We start from the raw sequence: 17,514 nt of genomic DNA on the forward strand, positions 1-17,514 counted from the left end.
GATATCAAGCCAAGAACGCAAAACAAATCTTACCAATGCCATCAAGTATTGAGTTTTTTTGATGAATTAACTTATTCGCCCTTCAATCGCCACAAACCCTGTGAATTCCGTTCACCTAAGATTTTTAACACCAATACTAAACTCAGCATTAGTAGGAGATACCAAGAACCAAGTTTCCCCCATCCCACCATATGCCACTGTTCCACTTGCGTTGGATACAACCAAATTTGATAAAAAGTACTGATATTTTCAGCAATCCAAATAATAAATGCCAACAACAAAAGCACAGGAAGCATTGGCAAGGTCATCTCATGATATTTAAGCTTGAACGTTATTTTAGTTTTCCAAAATATCAACACGCTCGATGCAAACAATAAGTATCGTATATCTAGGATAAAGAACTTCGTCATAAAGTTTAAATAGGACAAGATCGCTAAACTCATCATATTGAAAAAACTAGGTAAGTTCTCAATTTCTACGCGATAGAGCCTGAGTGAACGAGCAAAAAAACTGCCTACGGCAGAATACATAAATCCCGCAAAAAGTGGTACGGTCATAATCTTAAATGCCGCAGGTTGCGGATATTGCCATGATGCAATCTGTGGATGTGTCAGGAAAATCTCCATGACCATTGCCAACATATGAAATATTGCAATAACTTTGGCTTCAGCCCAAGACTCTAACTTTAAAAGCAGTAAACAGACCTGAATAACCACTGCATAAATCAAGAGGTAGTCGTATCGGTACAATCCATAATATTCTTGATGCCCTATCGAAGCCGTCAAAGCAAAGGCTAGCAGTAATAAAATACCAAATAAGGCAGCGGATGCTGCCTTATAATGAAACTCAAATAATGATTTTAAAAAGCTCACACATTCATCCTAAATGTTTAGCCTAAATATTTTGCGCTGTACTCATGTACCGTATCAATGAAAACTTTAGGATTCGCAGGATCTACCCATTGGGTGATACCGTGTCCAAGGTTTGCAACATAACCCGTTTTTTCACCAGCAGCATATGCATCATCGAGCATTAATTTTACTGACTTTTCGATACTCGCAGGAGAGCCATATAATGTTGCAGGGTCTAAATTACCTTGTAGGGCAGCGCGACCAGCAACAGTTTGACGTGCAACATTTAAAGGGGTTGTCCAATCTAGTCCAAACGCATCTGCGCCAGTTGCGATCATAGGTTCTAACCATTGACCACCACCTTTGGTAAATAAAATTACTGGTACTTTGCGGCCTTCATTTTCACGATTTAAACCCTTCACGATTTTGTGCATATAATTGAGGGAAAATTCTTGATATTCTCGATGTGCAAGTGCACCACCCCAACTGTCAAAAATTTGAATCGCCTGCGCACCTGCCTCAATCTGTGCGTTCAAATAATCTATGACTGAATAAGCCAAATGATCTAACAAGGCATGTAAAACTTCAGGTTGTGCATACATCATTTGCTTGGTGTAACGGAAATCTTTACTCGACCCACCCTCGATCATATACGTCGCGAGTGTCCATGGACTCCCAGAAAACCCGATTAGCGGTACCTGGCCACCTAATGCTGATCGGATTGTCGACACTGCATTCATGACATAGTCTAAGTCCGATTTAGCATCAATTTTTGGTAATTGGGCTACATCCTGCTCAGTACGGACTGTTTTCTTAAATTTTGGTCCTTCCCCAGCTTCAAAATAAAGTCCTAAGCCCAAAGCATCAGGAACAGTCAAAATATCTGAAAATAGAATGGCTGCATCTAAGTCATAGCGACGAAGCGGCTGTAAAGTCACTTCACAAGCAAAGTCATTATTTTTGCACAAAGAAAGAAAATCACCCGCAGTTGCGCGTGTCGCACGATATTCAGGTAAATATCGACCAGCCTGACGCATCATCCAAACTGGCGTGCAGTCCACAGGTTCACGTAATAAGGCACGCAGAAAACGATCATTTTTTAAGGTCGTCATTTACTTTCTCGATGCAAAATTGAAATTCCATTCATCATACCAAAAAGCTGCACTTTAAAGTATTTAGTTAGAATGAAAATAAAGATTGAGACTATCGGAATTTATTTGATTTAAACAAAACAAATACTGCATATCCGTGTTTTTTCTGCAATACTTTATCCGTGTTTTTATAAATCAATATGAATAATTCTTAAGGTTGAATTACATGTTCGTTCGCTCAATTCTTGCTTTGAGTTTAAGTTGTATTATGTCTGGAACTGCATTGGCTGCTTCTGGTACTGCTGAACAACCGCTTTCTCCAATTACAAAAACGAGTTTAGATACTATTCAAGATCCAATTGATCCTCTCGCGGTAGAATCTAGCTCTGAAGCCCAAATTAGCCAGCAAGAGCAAAATGATCTAAATCAAGCTGCAGATACGCTTCAAAACCTAGAAAGAACTGAGGATAGCACTGCGGACATTGGCAGTGCACCTGCATCTTCAGCAGTGACAAATCCAGCTTCATCTACATCAGCACCTGCTACAGCAAATTCATGGACGCTAGACAGTCTGAATAATGCTGAATGGTATGAAAACATTGGCAAAGGTCAATTCCCTGTATATGCTCGTGCACATGTAATGTTAAATAATTCACATGCTTCACCAGGTGCTATTGACGGTACAAGTGGAAAAAATACACTTAAAGCAATTGCTTCATTCCAGCAAATGAATGGTTTAAAGGCTACAGGTGTTTTGACGAAAGAAACTTGGGATGCTCTAGTTGCACGCCAAGCTGGTAAACCTGCTTATGTTGAATATACGATTACCGAAGCAGACCTAAAAGGTCCTTATGCAGCCTCAATTCCTCATGACTATGCTTTACAAGCGAAAATGAAAGGTCTTTATTACACTCGTGTAAGTGAAATGCTGGCTGAAAAATTCCATATGGATGAAGAGTTTCTCAAGAAACTAAATCCTAAAGCGACATTTAAGAAAGCGGGTGAAAAGCTTATTGTGACCAACATTCGCAATGAACTTCCAGAAAATATTCATTTAATCGTGGCACATAAAGGCGCTAAACAACTTTATTTGTTTAACCAACAAAACCAAATGGTTGGTTCATTCCCAGCAACTATCGGTAGTGCTGACACTCCATCACCGACAGGAACATACAAAATTACTGGCGTAGCGAAAAACCCTTGGTATAGCTATTCACCAAGTAACTTTGTACAAGGTAAAAACTTGAAGCCACTTTCATTACCACCTGGTCCTAATGGCCCTGTAGGTAATATCTGGATCGGTTTAAGCAAAAAATCGTTCGGTATTCACGGCACACCTAATCCATCAAGTATTTCAAAGACAGCTTCACACGGTTGTATCCGCTTAACCAACTGGGATGCGAATGATTTGGGTAATAAAGTTCGTTCTGGCGTTACAGTAAAATTCTTAGAATAGTCTAATTTTAAAAAGCCTGCTTCAAGCAGGCTTTTTTATCCTTTTTATGTTTCAAAATTAGAACGATACGTTGTCCTAATCCACTATCTTATTCATTTTAAACTATTAAAATAACATCATGTTTAAGAATAATGAAAGGAGCATCATCATGAATGCTTATTTACATCGCAGTGAATCACGTGGTCATGTAAAAATGGGTTGGTTAGAATCCAAACACAGCTTCTCATTTGGGAACTGGTATGACCCTAACCACATGGGCATCAGTGCTCTCCGTGTCATTAATGATGATCTAATTGCTGGTCATCAAGGTTTCGGTACACATCCACACGACAATATGGAAATTCTCACCTGTGTATTACAGGGAGCGATTACACATAAAGATAGTATGGGTAACCACGGTGATATCAAAGCTGGTGAATGGCAACTGATGAGTGCTGGTACAGGCATTCAACACAGTGAAATCAACCAAGGTGATGAAACAGTTCATTTACTGCAAATCTGGATTATTCCAAATCAGCGCAATGCAGAGCCGAATTACCAACAAATTCAACTCGATCCTGCTGAACAACCGAACAAATGGCATCTGATTTGTGGACCGACAGAACATGCACCCATGCATATTCGCCAAAATGCGGAGGTTAAATCAGCTGTTTTGGAGAAAGGGCATTCACTTGAAGTTGTTGCAACACAACATGTCAGCTATCTACATGTGATTAGTGGTTCAATTCAAGTCGCTGAACACATTGTGAATGCTGGAGATGCTATTGCATTTATTGATCCAGCGCAGATTAAAGCATCGGAAGATGCTCGTGTGATTTGGTTCGATCTTCCAGAAAAAGTGGCTTAAACGCTGTAGAAAAACCACCTTAAGGTGGTTTTTTTTATAATATGTTCAAAAAATTAAATAAAACAGTAAATATCTGTCTTAGTATCGCACCAACATGAAGAAAATAAAAAAGCCACTAATAATTAGTGGCTTTTTAAAAATTTGGCGGAAGCGGTGAGATTCGAACTCACGGAGGACTCACACCCTCGTCGGTTTTCAAGACCGGTGCATTAAACCGCTCTGCCACGCTTCCAATGGCGGCTATCATATAAATATTTTTTAAAATTGGCAAACACTTTTCTAAGAAATTTTGCTCGCCTGCCTATTTTTAAATCAAAAAGCACTATTTTGCTGAATTTTCGAGCTTTTCATAGCGAATTGAATTAATAAACCATGTTTTTTTCCCCAAGGGGGTTTGTACTTCAAATTCATCATCTACTTGCTTACCTAACATTGCACGTGCCATAGGTGAATCTATTGAAATATGTTGAGGATGATGATCATAAATTTCATCTACACCGACAATCCGAATCGTCTTTAATTGTCCTTCCTCGTTCTCGATGTCTACCCAAGCGCCAAAATATACTTTGCCCTCTTGTTCAGGAGAAAAATCGATAATTCGCAACTCTTCAAGTCGTTTACTGAGGTAACGAACACGACGGTCTATTTTTCGTAAAATTTGTTTATTGTATTGATAATCTGCATTTTCAGAACGATCACCTAAACTGGCAGCCCAGTTCACTTTTTTGGTGATTTCAGGTCGTTCCTCATGCCATAAATATTGTAGTTCTGCGACCAATTTGTCATGCCCACTTCGGGTAATTAAATTCGATTTCATAGGCGATAAAATGAGTATTTTGCTTACGTTATAGCGACACATTGCAACATTTTATACCGCATTTCTACATGGAAAAATTTTATAAAGTTTTTTCTTTTTATTTATCAATATCTTAAAACCATGTTTTTTATTTTTTTTTGTACAAAATTTGACATGAGTAAAATTGACCATTAATATGCGCCCATGTTTTATCTTGATTACTTTTTGTACGAAGATCTTTTCTTCAATATTTTATCCACCCACACATGTCATTTTGAATGACGTTCATGACGCCCACCCTAATTGAATTTATCAACTTTAAATAAAAGTTTAAGGCGGTACTGCTTTTGCTTTTTTTGGGCATAAATTACTTGTAGCGGAGACAACATGCGCAGTAGTTCAAACACTGGATCGAGGCTTTGCCTTAATTCACTAACTTCTTCTCTCTCGTTTAAAGCGATGGTCCTCGCTACAGCATTTATCCCATTTCATGCATTAAATGCAACAAAGACCGACAACCAATACAACTCCATTGTAAATTCGAACAAGCTTACAGTGGTGGCCGTGTCGAATCCCACCGTGGTTTTTAAAGACGGTAACTTCAAACATGGCTTTGGCTATGACTTGGTGAGCAGTTACGCTCAAAACTTAAATGTAAAACTCGATTTTAAAACGGTTCAAAGTAATGAAGCCGCTTTGAAAATGGTGCAGCAAGGTAAAGCTCATTTCGCGGTGACCACAGCATCGATCATGACCATTGAGCAAAAGAATCTTTCAGGTTTTTCCGCATCATGTGGTGACCTTGAAAGCTTACGCAAAAATGGGCTTAATCCAGAAATCAATTGGGTTTTTAAAAATGCTGCTGATCCTTTAACAGATACTGCCAGCGGTTTTGTTTGTCAAAGCAAGCAAAATGGTGCTATCCGTCAAATGGCATCTTTCTACAACCGCAACGTGGTTAAACAAGATGATTGGGATACTATTCAGCGCAATCTGAAAACACGTATGCCAATTTATAAAGCTAGCTTTAAAAAGTCAGCCCAAACATACGACTTAGATTGGCACTTCCTCGCTGCGATAGGCTATCAAGAGTCGTTCTTAAAACCGAATTCTGTGTCTCCTACAGGTGTGCGTGGCATCATGATGCTCACCAACAACACAGCAAAAGCAATGGGTGTGTCGAATCGTGTTGATCCTGCTCAAAGTATTGCAGGTGGTGCGAAGTATTTTGATCTAATGATGTCAAAATATGATTATATTCCTAAACATGATCGTTATTGGTATGCCCTCGTGGCTTACAATATGGGGCCAGGTGCCACAGATGCGATTATGAAGCGCCTAAAAGCCCAAGGAAAAAATCCGAATGATTGGATACAGGTATATGATTTTCTTTACCGTAATCAATCGCACAATACGCGTTATAAGCAAGCGATCCAATACGTCACTCGTATTCGTGCTTATTTAGAACATATTAAAACGACACCAAGTTTGGTGAGTATTTAACAAAAAAAAGCTTACCTAAAGGTAAGCTTTTTTTTGTTTAAAAAGTCTTAAGTCGTTTGCTCTAAAACTTTTTTGAACAAATCTTTTTGTTCTTGGCTTGGCTTCGCTGTTTGTAAAGCCATCAATTGAGACATATCGCCTTGAACTTTGATTTTACCAGTCATAAATGCTTGCATAGCAGCAGCCATGTCAAACTCTAAGAATACTTTGCGTAAAGTATCCGCATCTAAGTTTAAAGTTGTTTTAGCATTCGCAGAAGCGCCTTTTTGGATCTTACCGCTATCAAGCGCTAATTCAGTCGTTCCTTCGCTACCTGTTACTACAAGATTCAATGCTAGATTTGCTAATGATGGTGGTAAGTTCAAATCACCAGCTTCAGCTGTAAGTTTCTCAACGTTTGCAAACCAATCATCAGTTAAAAATGCAGGCATGTTCTTTCCTCGATGTATTTATTCAATTTATTGCGTTACCTATCCAAGATAACAACATGTAGAAGCTTTACGCTTGAGAGAGTTATAGCATGATATTTTCCAAATGCGATACGTTTTTTTGTACTCTGCGTTCGATTTTTTTTGTAAATAAAACTAATCGCCTAAATATCATCAAATCTTTATTTTTTCACAAGTTTGTCAATGATTTTTTGTATCGGTACTACGACCTAAAGTGACAAAAAACATCATTTTGTAAATCGACTCAACACCTTCATTAAAATGTAAAAATCTAAGAAATAAAAAAAGCACTTCGAAAAGTGCTTTTTTTATTAAGACGAATTACTCAGCAGCAAAACCGAGATTGACCATGCTAATACGCTTATTTGGTGTGTCCCCTTCGGCTGTTGAACAAGTTACATCAAAATCAACTTCACGTTGTCCATCTAAGGCTTCAAAATCGAAAAGATCTCGGTCAGCCAATTGCGATGGCGAGACATTCTGTAACGCGCCAAAAATGCTGTGTAAACGTTTTGGATGAGCTTTATCCCATTCACGCAACATATCATTGATGATTGCGCGCTGTAAGTTTTCCTGCGAACCACACAAGTTACATGGAATAATTGGGAATTTGCGCATTTCAGCGTATTTGATGATGTCTTTCTCTTCAACATACGCCAAAGGACGAATCAAAATATTCTTTTTATCCGATGAAAGTAGTTTTGGTGGCATCGCCTTTAAACTACCGCCATGGAATAGGTTCAAGAAGAACGTTGCCATAATATCATCACGATGATGACCTAAAGCAACTTTGGTCGCGCCAATTTCTTGAGCAAAACCATATAAAGAACCACGGCGCAAGCGTGAGCACACTGCACAATAGGTTTTACCTTCAGGTGTAAGCTTTTTGGTAATGCTATATGTATCTTTTTCTAAGATGTAGTACGGAATGTTATTTTCTTCTAAATAACGGGGTAATACATCCTCAGGGAACCCTGGTTGTTTCTGATCAAGATTCACAGCTACAACATCAAAATTGATTGGTGCTATGCGTTTAAACTGCAGGAGAATGTCCAGCATGGTATAGCTATCTTTACCACCTGAAATACATACCATGACCTTATCGCCATCCTCAATCATTTTGTAGTCACGGATTGCATGACCTACTTGACGACGAAGTTTTTTTAATAAACGATAATATGCAGAACTTGTAGGTGGCTCTGGCTTAAAATTAAATCCTTGGTTGGATTCAACTGGCGAGTACATAGACGACATTAACCATAAAAAAAATACTGCGCAATTTTAGCCGATTCAGTGCTTAATCGCATCTAAAGAATCTGTTTTTTACATCTAATTTTTATTTTTTCATAACACTGTCTTATTCACACATCTAAAATGGACGCTTGGGTTCATTTTTTAGTCGAATTGCTTATCTTTTGGACTTTTCCACAGTTTTCCACAAAACCTGTGGATAAAATTGTGGACTTTTTAGGGGTTGACAAAGGTTTGGCAAGATAAGATGGTGCTTTCCCTTAGATTGATCATTTTTTAACCACTATTCTATATCCTTAAAATTCAATAACTTATATGTGTCAAGCAGTTGTTTATAAATAAAAATAAATAATTTTTTTGGATATTAAGCCAACAATTAAGACTTGATTTTTTTACAACGAATTGTTAAAAAACATTACATAGTCGAGAGACATCTCCATTGCAGAAAATCACCCACATATCATTTAGGGACAAAAATAGTGTTCGAATGATGAAAACTACAAATAAAATAAAAGTCATAGCGTTATTTGGGTGTGTGAATTTTCTAATATTCTCGCCACAGGCTTCTGCAGGTCAAACAATCTATCAGCTGAAAGATTCAAACGGCACTACCGTACTGACCAACCGCAAAAACAAATACAACCATCTTAAAGTTGAAAAGAAAACCTACTATCCAGATAGCAATATTCATAGTTACAGCAATTGGGGAAGCAACGAAGCATCTGTTCTTCCAAGCCATAGTAAAAATCGAAATGCCTTTGATGGCTATATTCGCCAAGCAGCTCAACGACACGGCATTTCTGAAGGACTCATTAAAGCGGTGATGCACACAGAGTCTGGTTTTAATATACATGCACGCTCCCCTGTTGGTGCTCAGGGTCTTATGCAATTGATGCCTGCGACTGCACAACGATTTAATGTCAATAATGCATATGATCCTGAACAAAATATTTTCGCTGGTGCAAAATATTTGGCTTGGCTATTGAAACGCTTTAATGGCAATACGCAATTGGCATTAGCGGGTTATAATGCTGGCGAAGGAAATGTTGCTAAATATGGTGGAATTCCGCCCTTTCGTGAAACTCAAGACTATGTCAGACGTGTACTCAGTCGTTACAATAATTTATACGCCAATGGTGTAGGCTCAAATCCAACCAATAGTTATGCAGCTTCAGCATCCTCTAAGTTAAGTTCACCGAGCTATAACAATCAGAATTTATCAGCTCAAGTGACTGCACCATCTAAACCAAAGTCACCTCCTCGCCAAATTATTGTGGCCGCTGATGGCAGTTTTACTGACGCACCAGCTGGTTCATATTCTACAAATAATGCCACAGCATCAGCGAAGATCTATATTTCGAATTAATCTCAATTTTTTTCGTTATATTTTTTATTTTTTTCTTGAAATTTTCCCTATTCGAAAGCATATTTGACGTAGGTTTTTTAATTCAAAAAGCTTATTAAATTTTATTTATAAGAGGATTTTCTCGATGATGCGGATTGGTTTGTTTTTGCTGACCAACCTCGCGGTACTGGTGGTAGCTGGCATAATCTTGTCACTCTTCGGTGTCGGTAGTTACCATGGCGCGGGTGGCTTGAATCTAGGCAATTTACTTGTGATCTGTTTTGTCTTTGGTATGGTGGGTTCTTTAATCTCCCTATTCATGTCAAAGTGGATTGCAAAGAAAACCACAGGTACAGAGTTAATTGATCCCAATGCTCCACGCAACCAAGCGGAAGCATGGTTACTCAATGAAGTGGCACAACTTTCTCAACGTGCTGGTATTAAAATGCCAGAAGTTGGTATTTTCCCATCTTATCAATCAAATGCTTTCGCAACTGGTTGGAACAAAAACGATGCTTTAGTCGCTGTTTCAACAGGCTTATTGGAACGCATGAATAAAGATGAATTACGTGCAGTTTTGGCGCATGAAATTGGTCACGTTGCAAATGGTGACATGGTCACCCTTGCTTTAGTCCAAGGTGTAGTCAACGCGTTTGTGATGTTCTTCGCGCGTATCGTCGGCGACTTTGTAGATCGCAATGTATTTGGTCGTGAAGAAGGTGAAGCACCGGGCTGGAGCTATTTCCTCATTACAATCGTGTTAGATATCGTATTCGGTATTCTTGCTTCGGCAATTGTGATGTGGTTCTCTCGCTATCGTGAATATCGTGCTGATGAGGCTGGCGCGCGTTTAGCAGGTAAACAAGCCATGATCAGTGCATTACTTCGCTTGCAAGCAGAAACTGAAATGCCAGATCAAATGCCTAAAGAAATGAAAGCGTTCTCAATTTCATCAGGTCGTGAAGAAGGATTCAGCCTTGCTGCACTCTTCCAAACACACCCAACAATTGAGCAACGTGTAGCAGCATTACAACAACTTGATTGTCCTTAATCTGCTTCTAAAAAAAGCCTCCATAGGGAGGCTTTTTTAATGGACTCAAATCTATAACACTTTAAATAGATTGGAACCATTGCCATAAGAACGTGACACCAAACCATAGGGCAACAGCAAAAATAATTAAAAACAGAAGACCCAGTAAATCAGGAATATGAATCCAAATCCATGCCACGACAGGATTTCGCCAGAAGGCAGAGTTCTGCTGTTTACGCTCTAAGTTTTCATGTAAAAATGGGTGTACCACATGATGGTCAGAATGAATCTGATATTCTTCACGGATATGATCATGAACCACATCTAAAGCCTTGCGACTCGGTCGAATAAACACATCAAAGAGTGTACCTGCAACAGGGATTAAACCTACTACACCATCCATCACAGCAAGTTTAAGCACGCCATTCAATTTAGATTGGGGCACACCGATTTTTCGAGCTTGTAATACTGCATAACACGTAAGCACAAATCCAGCTAGGTCACCCGCCACAGGAATCGTACTCAATGCTGCATCAGCCCCTACCCCTTGTTTAGTGAATGGAATTCTTACGACGGAATCCATCATGTTTGCGAACTTGGCAAGATCACGTTCCATTTTGATGACTTCAGCTTGGGTTAATCTATTTTTATTTGTCATTTACGCAACATCCTGCAAAGATTCTCCATCAGTCATAGCCTTAGAATAAGAGTTGTGAAGCAATAAATAAATAGACCAATACACCTGTTGCATCACATATTGAAGTGACCAAGGGTGCAGATGCGCTTGCAGGATCGAGTCCTAGTTTATTGAGTACAAATGGTAAACTCATCCCAATCAGACAGCCCATCATGACAATACCCATCATACTGATCGCAAGCACTAAAGCGACCATCATATCTCCACGGATATAGCCAAGAATTGAAACAGCTGCAGCCATCGTTGCACCCAAACATAGAGCAACCATCGCTTCACGACCAAGCAACACAAACCAATCCTTGGCTTTTACATCTCCAGTTGCGATTGCTCGAACCATCAAGGTTGCAGATTGGGAGCCTGCGTTACCACCACTCCCTACCAATAGCGGTAAAAAGAAAACCAAAACAATATGCGCAGCAATGATGTCTTCATAATGGGCGATCCCAATACTCGAAAGTAGGCTGCCAAAGACCAGAAACACTAGCCAAAAAACACGTTGTCTAAATAACAATAATATTGGTGCTGAACGAATACTGATATTTTCTTTAAGCTCTACTGCCCCACTTTTCAAAAAGTCTTCGGTAAATTCTTCTTGGAATACATCCATAGCATCATCATAAGTGACGATACCGAGTAGATGATCATCATGATCTAAAATGGGTAAGGCGATAAAATCATAGTGGCTTAATTTTTTTGCCACTGATTCCTGATCTTCATCCACCCGTCCGTAAATGACCTCAGTGGTCATGACTTCTTGTACCGTTTTATCCAAAGGTGCTTGCACAATTTCTCGAAGAGAAATTACACCCTCAAGTTTCTGAAATTGATTGGTAATATAGATCAGATATAAGGTTTCAGTATCTTTGGCGGAGTGGCGCAAAATCTCTAAAGCTTGTTGCATTGAGATGTCTGATGGCAAAGTGACATAATCAGATGTCATGATCGCACCAGCTGTTTCCTCAGCATACAATGCCAAAGATTGAACTTGCTGCTTCGTTTCTCGATCTAAATTCGCAAAAATAAATGTTTTAATTTGATCCGGTAAAGCTTTGTACAAATCTGTTCGAGCGTCTGAATGCATTGAACGAATTAACTGGACTGTACTTTTGCCGTCCATTTTTTTAACCAACTGTACTTGATGATTGAGTGGCAAAAACTCAAATACATATGCCGCGTTTTCTAAATGGTGGATAAGTTGTATTTGTTGATCGATTTCTAATTGCTGTAAAAACAAAGCCAAATCTGCAGGATTAATCGTATCCGCAATATGATCAATCTGAGCGACATCAGAATTGATCAATGCTTGTTGTAATGCTTCAATTTTATGATCTTGTTTAATTTGATCCATAATCGCTTCATTTATTATCGTTTAGAATTACGCAAGGCATGCTAACACTAATTGAACATGTTAGTGCGTATTGGTCTTGTCAAAAACTAATATTTAAAAATGGATTAGATCAACCGCAGTACAATATTCGCTGTACTGCGGATACCATATTAAGTTTCAGATGCTGATTTTGATTTATATTTGAAAATATTCCGAACGATAACAAACATAAAGGGAATAAAGACAAGAACTAAAATTGTGCCGAAAATTACCCCCCCAAGGACACTGACACCAATTTCTTGACGACTGGCAGCACCTGCACCTGATGCAAATACCAAAGGTATAACCCCTGCACCAAAAGCAAGTGAAGTCATTAAAATTGGACGTAAGCGTAAACTTGCACCTTGTAAAGCAGCAGCAATCGCATTAGCTCCACGCTCCTGAGCCATTGCCGCAAATTCAACAATTAAGATGGCATTTTTACATGACAACCCAATCGTCGTAAGTAACGCAATTTGGAAGTAAATATCATTTGGAAATCCGACCAACCAACTAAAAATAATATTACCGCCAATACCCAATGGAATAGCAGCAATCACAACAGAAGGTATCGACCAACTTTCATATAAGGCAGCCAAACATAGAAAGATAAAGCCAACAGAGATGAGATAAAGCCAAATGGCTTGTGTACTCGATTGTTGCTCTTGAAACGATAATCCACTCCATGCTAGCCCAACCCCATCTAATTGATCAACCATAGACTTGATATCACGCATTGCAGCACCACTGCTCACATTTTTTGCAGTGTCTGCTTCCATTTGTAGCGCGGAATAACCTTGGAAACGAGTCACCACATCAGGGCCTCCATCCCAATCCACAGTGGCAAAATTACCAAATGAAATCATTTGATTTTGATTGTTTCGTACAGACCATAAATTGAGATCTTCAGGCTTTGAACGATACTCGGCATCACCCTGCATCATGACGCGTTTAATACGTCCGCGATCAATAAAGTCGTTCACATAGGAACCACCCCAAGCTGCAGCCAAAGTGCTGTTAATCGCAGATTGTGAAAGACCATTCGCCATCACTAACTTTTGATTGATATTCACTTTCAATTTGGCTTTATCTGGATTAGAGCGTTTGCCCAAATTTTCAAAAGTCGTGAAGTTGATTGCCTGTCGTTCTAGCGCTTGAAATTGATCTTCTAAATACTGTCGTCCTTCTCCATTTAAATCTTGCAGCCAAAACTCGATGCCGTTGGTATCGCCAAGACCACTTACAGAACCTGGCAAACTCACCATAATCCGAGCGCGACTGTCTTTTCTAAAGAACTCCATCGCTCGTTCACGAATGGATTGTGCAGAGTTTGCCTCACCTGGACGATCATCCCAATGATGTAATGCTACAAATCCTGTTCCTAAATTTTGACCCGTTCCTGAAAAATTTCGTCCATAACGAATTTGAACCAACCTAACATTCTGTTTTTCTTGTTCAAGAAAATACTCTCGAATACTTTCACCAACAAGCTGACTTTCTGTCATAGGTGCGCCTTCAGGTAAACTGAATTGGATACTGATAAAACCTTGATCTTCACTTGGAATAAAGCTGGTTGGAAGCGACTTATAAATCAAAGCAAAAATCACAATTAACCCAGCAAAACTGGTTAAAACGATCCATTTTAGTGACAGGCTTTTCTCAACCCACTTTAGATAATGCAATCGTAATGATTCCATTTTTGTATTAAACCATGTCGCCCATTTTGCTTCTTGTTGTTTAGGTTTAAGAATAATCGCACACAATGCTGGTGTGAGAATTAACGCGACCAATAATGACAGTGCCATGGCTGCAATCAAGGTAATTGAAAACTGACGGTATATAACTCCTGTCGATCCTGTAAAAAAAGCCATCGGAACAAATACTGCAGTTAGCACCACTGTAATTCCAATTAAAGCCCCCGTCATCTCTTGCATAGATAAGATGGACGCTTGCTTTGCAGATAGCCCCTTTTCATGCATTAAACGTTCGACATTTTCGACCACCACAATTGCATCATCTACAAGTAATCCAATCGCAAGAACTAATGCAAAAAGTGTCAATGTATTGATGGTCATTCCGAGCGCAAATAAGACGGCGAAAGTGCCCAAAATAACAATTGGAACCGTGACCGTTGGAATAAGTGTTGCGCGCCAGCTTTGTAAAAAGATAAACATGACCAACACAACCAAGATAATGGCTTCAACTAAGGTCTTTACAACTTCTTTAATGGACTCTTGAACAAACGGCGTGTTATCTCGTGGGTATACAATTTGGTAGCCTTCAGGAAGTTTTTTCTTGATGTCTTCAAGGACTTCTTTAATTTTTGCAGAGGTTGCCAAAGCATTCGCACCAGATGACATTGAAACAGCCAAGCCTGCTGAAGGTGATCCATTAATGGTATTAAAAGCTTGATAATTTTCAGCACCTAACTCAATGCGTGCTACATCTTTTAAATAAATAAAACTTCCATCAGGGGTCGCTTTGACAATGATATTTTTAAATTCATCGACTGTTCTTAGTCGTGATCCAGCGGTAACTTTTGCATTAAGATACTGGTCTGCTACTGTCGGTAAATCTCCGATTCCACCTGCAGCAACTTGTGTATTTTGTGCTTCAATTGCGGCACGAATATCACTAGGCATCAACTGATATTGTTTCAATAAGTTCGGATCTAGCCAAATACGCATGGCATATTGAGAACCAAAGACATCAACCTCACCAACACCTTCTACACGCGCAATTTCTGGTTCAATGTGATCAGCCAAATAATCTGACAACGCAATATTATTACTTTGGTTCGTAGTGTCATATAACCCCACCACCATAAAGGTGTCACCTAAGGATTTATAGACATTGACCCCTTGACGCTGCACGTCTTCAGGCAAACGATTGATCACCCCATTAATGCTATTTTGAACTTGGACTTGTGCTGTGTCTGGATCAGTTCCGTTTTCAAAACTTAAACTAATTCTACTATTCCCAGATGCATTACTGGTAGAGCTAAAATAAAGTAAGTTATCAATTCCTTTAATTTGTTGTTCTATGACCTGTGTGACACTTTCCTCAACTGTTTCGGCATCAGCTCCTGTGTAAGTTGCTGATACAGTAATTCTTGGCGGAGCAATATCAGGATAGCGTTCTACTGGTAAGCTCATCACCGCAAATATACCAATTGCCATGACAATGATCGCAAGTACGCCAGCAAAAATAGGTCGTTCAATAAAGAACTTAGATAACATAGTCGTAAAGCCGTCAAAAGAATTCTAGAAAGTGTTTTCATTAAAATATATAAAAATTTAATTGATATTCAGTGACTATGAATAAAAAAACAAGAACTAATAACAGAAACGATCAACATTGATTGAATTAAGAAGAGAATATGAAGCCCTCACCTATGAACCGCTTATCTGATCCTTCAAAAAAAATATGCGCAATTTCTCAAAAGTAAAAAACTTCTAAAATTACGCAGCATTAATGCCATCACCCCCCTCCCAATTTGAGGATAGTCATATTCAATTTTTTAAAACTATATTCGAGGTACAAAAATACGAATGATTTGGGGGAAATGATGAAAAAAGCTCTTCTAACACTGGCGCTCAGTACCTGTTTAGCAGCTTGTGGTGGTTCGGATAAATCCGCAAAAAATGATGATCAGATTAAAATAGGAATACTGACTGACAGCCCAGTAGCAGGTGCGACGTATATCGTGAATGGCAATAATGACAATGCGAAGAAAACCAATGCAAATGGGGAATTTGAATATCAAGATGGAGATGTCATTACATTTAAAATTGGTGATATCGAAATTGGTACTGTACAAGGTTTAGCTCGTGTGACACCAAATGAACTCGTGGATGAAGATTTAAATGCAGATGAACGTAACAAGAGAATTATCAATCTACTGATTTTTTTACAATCACTGGATATCGATGAGGATAAAGAGACCATACAAATCCCTGATGATGTTTCAACTCTCTCGCCTTCAGCGATTGATTTCAGCAACACGACAAGTGATTTTAGAGAGCGACTTCAAGCTCAAATTATCAATATTCCTGAAATTGCCTCCAATACAGTAGTCAGTGAAGAGCAAGCTAAAGAACATTTTAGCAGCTCACTGCTCAAAGACATTCAAGGCGTATGGTATGCAAAAAACAATGAGTCTGAAATTGTGTTATTTATTGGAGAGAATGGCGAATATATGCTTGGTGAACCAATCCCAAGTGAGCCCAATAGTTCTTCAAATGGCATGGAATACGCCAAGATTAATCTAGATGCTTCGAGTGGTAGCTTTTATACTTCTTCCATAAATAGTACTACGCCTGTGATTGACACAAATGAAGATTGGGGACTTCTCGATGATGGGGAATCACGTTCATTAAGGCTATCTTTTAATGGTTCTAAACTCAAAATTTTTGATGATGATAATCTTGATGAAAGTGCAGAATTTACGCGAGTTCCTCGAAATAATAGTGGAATTGTAGGCGCATGGCAGTCCTCAAGTGGTAAACAAATTTTCGTATTTAATTCTAATAACACTTTCATTATGGTAGATGCTATTGGCGATGATCAACCAGATTCATATGATGGACCTTGTGGTGGCCCTGGTATTGAGTATGGTCGTTATCAATTACGCGACAACAAGCTCTTTGTTACCACGCCCCTCAGCATTGATACAAATGGTTGTGCTGGATTATCCGATACAGACGCGCATTTAGGCTTACCATTACAAATTTCTACTCAAAGTTTAAGCTTTACCGTAGCAGATGAAGGCACATTTACACTGACCAGAATGAATTAATTTTATCCCCCTTCAACATCTTCGTTAAAGGGGG

General features: G+C 38.9%; 14 protein-coding genes and 1 tRNA gene. 6 read left to right on the plus strand and 9 right to left on the minus strand.

Going from position 1 to position 17,514, the window contains the following annotated elements; all coding sequences use genetic code 11:
- Positions 1–71: 71 nt before the first annotated feature.
- Positions 72–872, minus strand: coding sequence for a DUF817 family protein (locus AC1M9M_RS03685; RefSeq protein WP_481595639.1), 801 nt, complete (start codon positions 870–872; stop codon positions 72–74).
- Positions 873–889: 17 nt separating this feature from the next.
- Positions 890–1,963: a uroporphyrinogen decarboxylase gene (gene hemE / locus AC1M9M_RS03690; protein WP_481593182.1), complete on the minus strand. Its 1,074-nt coding sequence runs from the start codon at positions 1,961–1,963 to the stop codon at positions 890–892.
- A gap of 205 nt (positions 1,964–2,168) precedes the next feature.
- Here hemE and AC1M9M_RS03695 point away from each other — a divergent pair, with 205 nt between their 5' ends.
- On the plus strand, positions 2,169–3,398 hold the full coding sequence (locus AC1M9M_RS03695; RefSeq protein ID WP_180028682.1) for a L,D-transpeptidase family protein: 1,230 nt from the start codon (positions 2,169–2,171) through the stop codon (positions 3,396–3,398).
- A gap of 148 nt (positions 3,399–3,546) precedes the next feature.
- Positions 3,547–4,245, plus strand: a complete 699-nt coding sequence (locus AC1M9M_RS03700; RefSeq protein ID WP_481595640.1) for a pirin family protein — start codon at positions 3,547–3,549, stop codon at positions 4,243–4,245.
- A 142-nt stretch (positions 4,246–4,387) separates the two neighbouring features.
- On the opposite strand, the gene AC1M9M_RS03705 is transcribed toward AC1M9M_RS03700, so the two are convergent.
- A tRNA-Ser gene (locus AC1M9M_RS03705) sits at positions 4,388–4,477 on the minus strand.
- A gap of 90 nt (positions 4,478–4,567) precedes the next feature.
- Positions 4,568–5,062, minus strand: coding sequence for a transcription elongation factor GreB (gene greB / locus AC1M9M_RS03710; RefSeq protein WP_481595641.1), 495 nt, complete (start codon positions 5,060–5,062; stop codon positions 4,568–4,570).
- A gap of 366 nt (positions 5,063–5,428) precedes the next feature.
- On the opposite strand from greB, the gene AC1M9M_RS03715 reads away from it, so the two are divergent.
- Positions 5,429–6,544: a transglycosylase SLT domain-containing protein gene (locus AC1M9M_RS03715; RefSeq protein WP_035266964.1), complete on the plus strand. Its 1,116-nt coding sequence runs from the start codon at positions 5,429–5,431 to the stop codon at positions 6,542–6,544.
- Positions 6,545–6,591: 47 nt separating this feature from the next.
- On the opposite strand, the gene AC1M9M_RS03720 is transcribed toward AC1M9M_RS03715, so the two are convergent.
- Both AC1M9M_RS03720 and ttcA read right to left on the minus strand, forming a co-directional pair.
- Positions 6,592–6,975 carry an SCP2 sterol-binding domain-containing protein gene (locus AC1M9M_RS03720; protein ID WP_092765941.1) on the minus strand — a complete coding sequence of 128 codons (384 nt, stop codon included), beginning with the start codon at positions 6,973–6,975 and terminating at the stop codon, positions 6,592–6,594.
- Between the two features lie 339 nt (positions 6,976–7,314).
- Positions 7,315–8,238: a tRNA 2-thiocytidine(32) synthetase TtcA gene (gene ttcA / locus AC1M9M_RS03725; RefSeq protein ID WP_035266955.1), complete on the minus strand. Its 924-nt coding sequence runs from the start codon at positions 8,236–8,238 to the stop codon at positions 7,315–7,317.
- Positions 8,239–8,752: 514 nt separating this feature from the next.
- On the opposite strand from ttcA, the gene AC1M9M_RS03730 reads away from it, so the two are divergent.
- The gene (locus AC1M9M_RS03730; protein ID WP_481595671.1) at positions 8,753–9,610 is read left to right on the plus strand and encodes a lytic transglycosylase domain-containing protein; all 858 of its coding nucleotides are present in this window, start codon (positions 8,753–8,755) and stop codon (positions 9,608–9,610) included.
- 124 nt (positions 9,611–9,734) lie between these two features.
- Entirely contained in the window at positions 9,735–10,640 is a 906-nt protein-coding gene (gene htpX / locus AC1M9M_RS03735; RefSeq protein ID WP_035266954.1) for a protease HtpX, read from the plus strand.
- Between the two features lie 61 nt (positions 10,641–10,701).
- Here htpX and AC1M9M_RS03740 read toward each other — a convergent pair whose 3' ends face one another.
- The 3 genes from AC1M9M_RS03740 to AC1M9M_RS03750 all read right to left on the minus strand — a co-directional run bounded on the left by AC1M9M_RS03740 (position 10,702) and on the right by AC1M9M_RS03750 (position 15,921).
- Entirely contained in the window at positions 10,702–11,277 is a 576-nt protein-coding gene (locus AC1M9M_RS03740; protein WP_481595642.1) for a DUF4112 domain-containing protein, read from the minus strand.
- Between the two features lie 40 nt (positions 11,278–11,317).
- The gene (mgtE, locus tag AC1M9M_RS03745; RefSeq protein WP_481595672.1) at positions 11,318–12,655 is read right to left on the minus strand and encodes a magnesium transporter; all 1,338 of its coding nucleotides are present in this window, start codon (positions 12,653–12,655) and stop codon (positions 11,318–11,320) included.
- A gap of 158 nt (positions 12,656–12,813) precedes the next feature.
- The gene (locus AC1M9M_RS03750) at positions 12,814–15,921 is read right to left on the minus strand and encodes a multidrug efflux RND transporter permease subunit (RefSeq protein ID WP_481595643.1); all 3,108 of its coding nucleotides are present in this window, start codon (positions 15,919–15,921) and stop codon (positions 12,814–12,816) included.
- 329 nt (positions 15,922–16,250) lie between these two features.
- Between AC1M9M_RS03750 and AC1M9M_RS03755 the strand changes: the two genes are divergently transcribed.
- The gene (locus tag AC1M9M_RS03755; protein WP_481595644.1) at positions 16,251–17,480 is read left to right on the plus strand and encodes a hypothetical protein; all 1,230 of its coding nucleotides are present in this window, start codon (positions 16,251–16,253) and stop codon (positions 17,478–17,480) included.
- The last annotated feature ends 34 nt before the right edge of the window (positions 17,481–17,514 follow it).

It is taken from the genome of Acinetobacter sp. ANC_7503 (assembly GCF_056780035.1).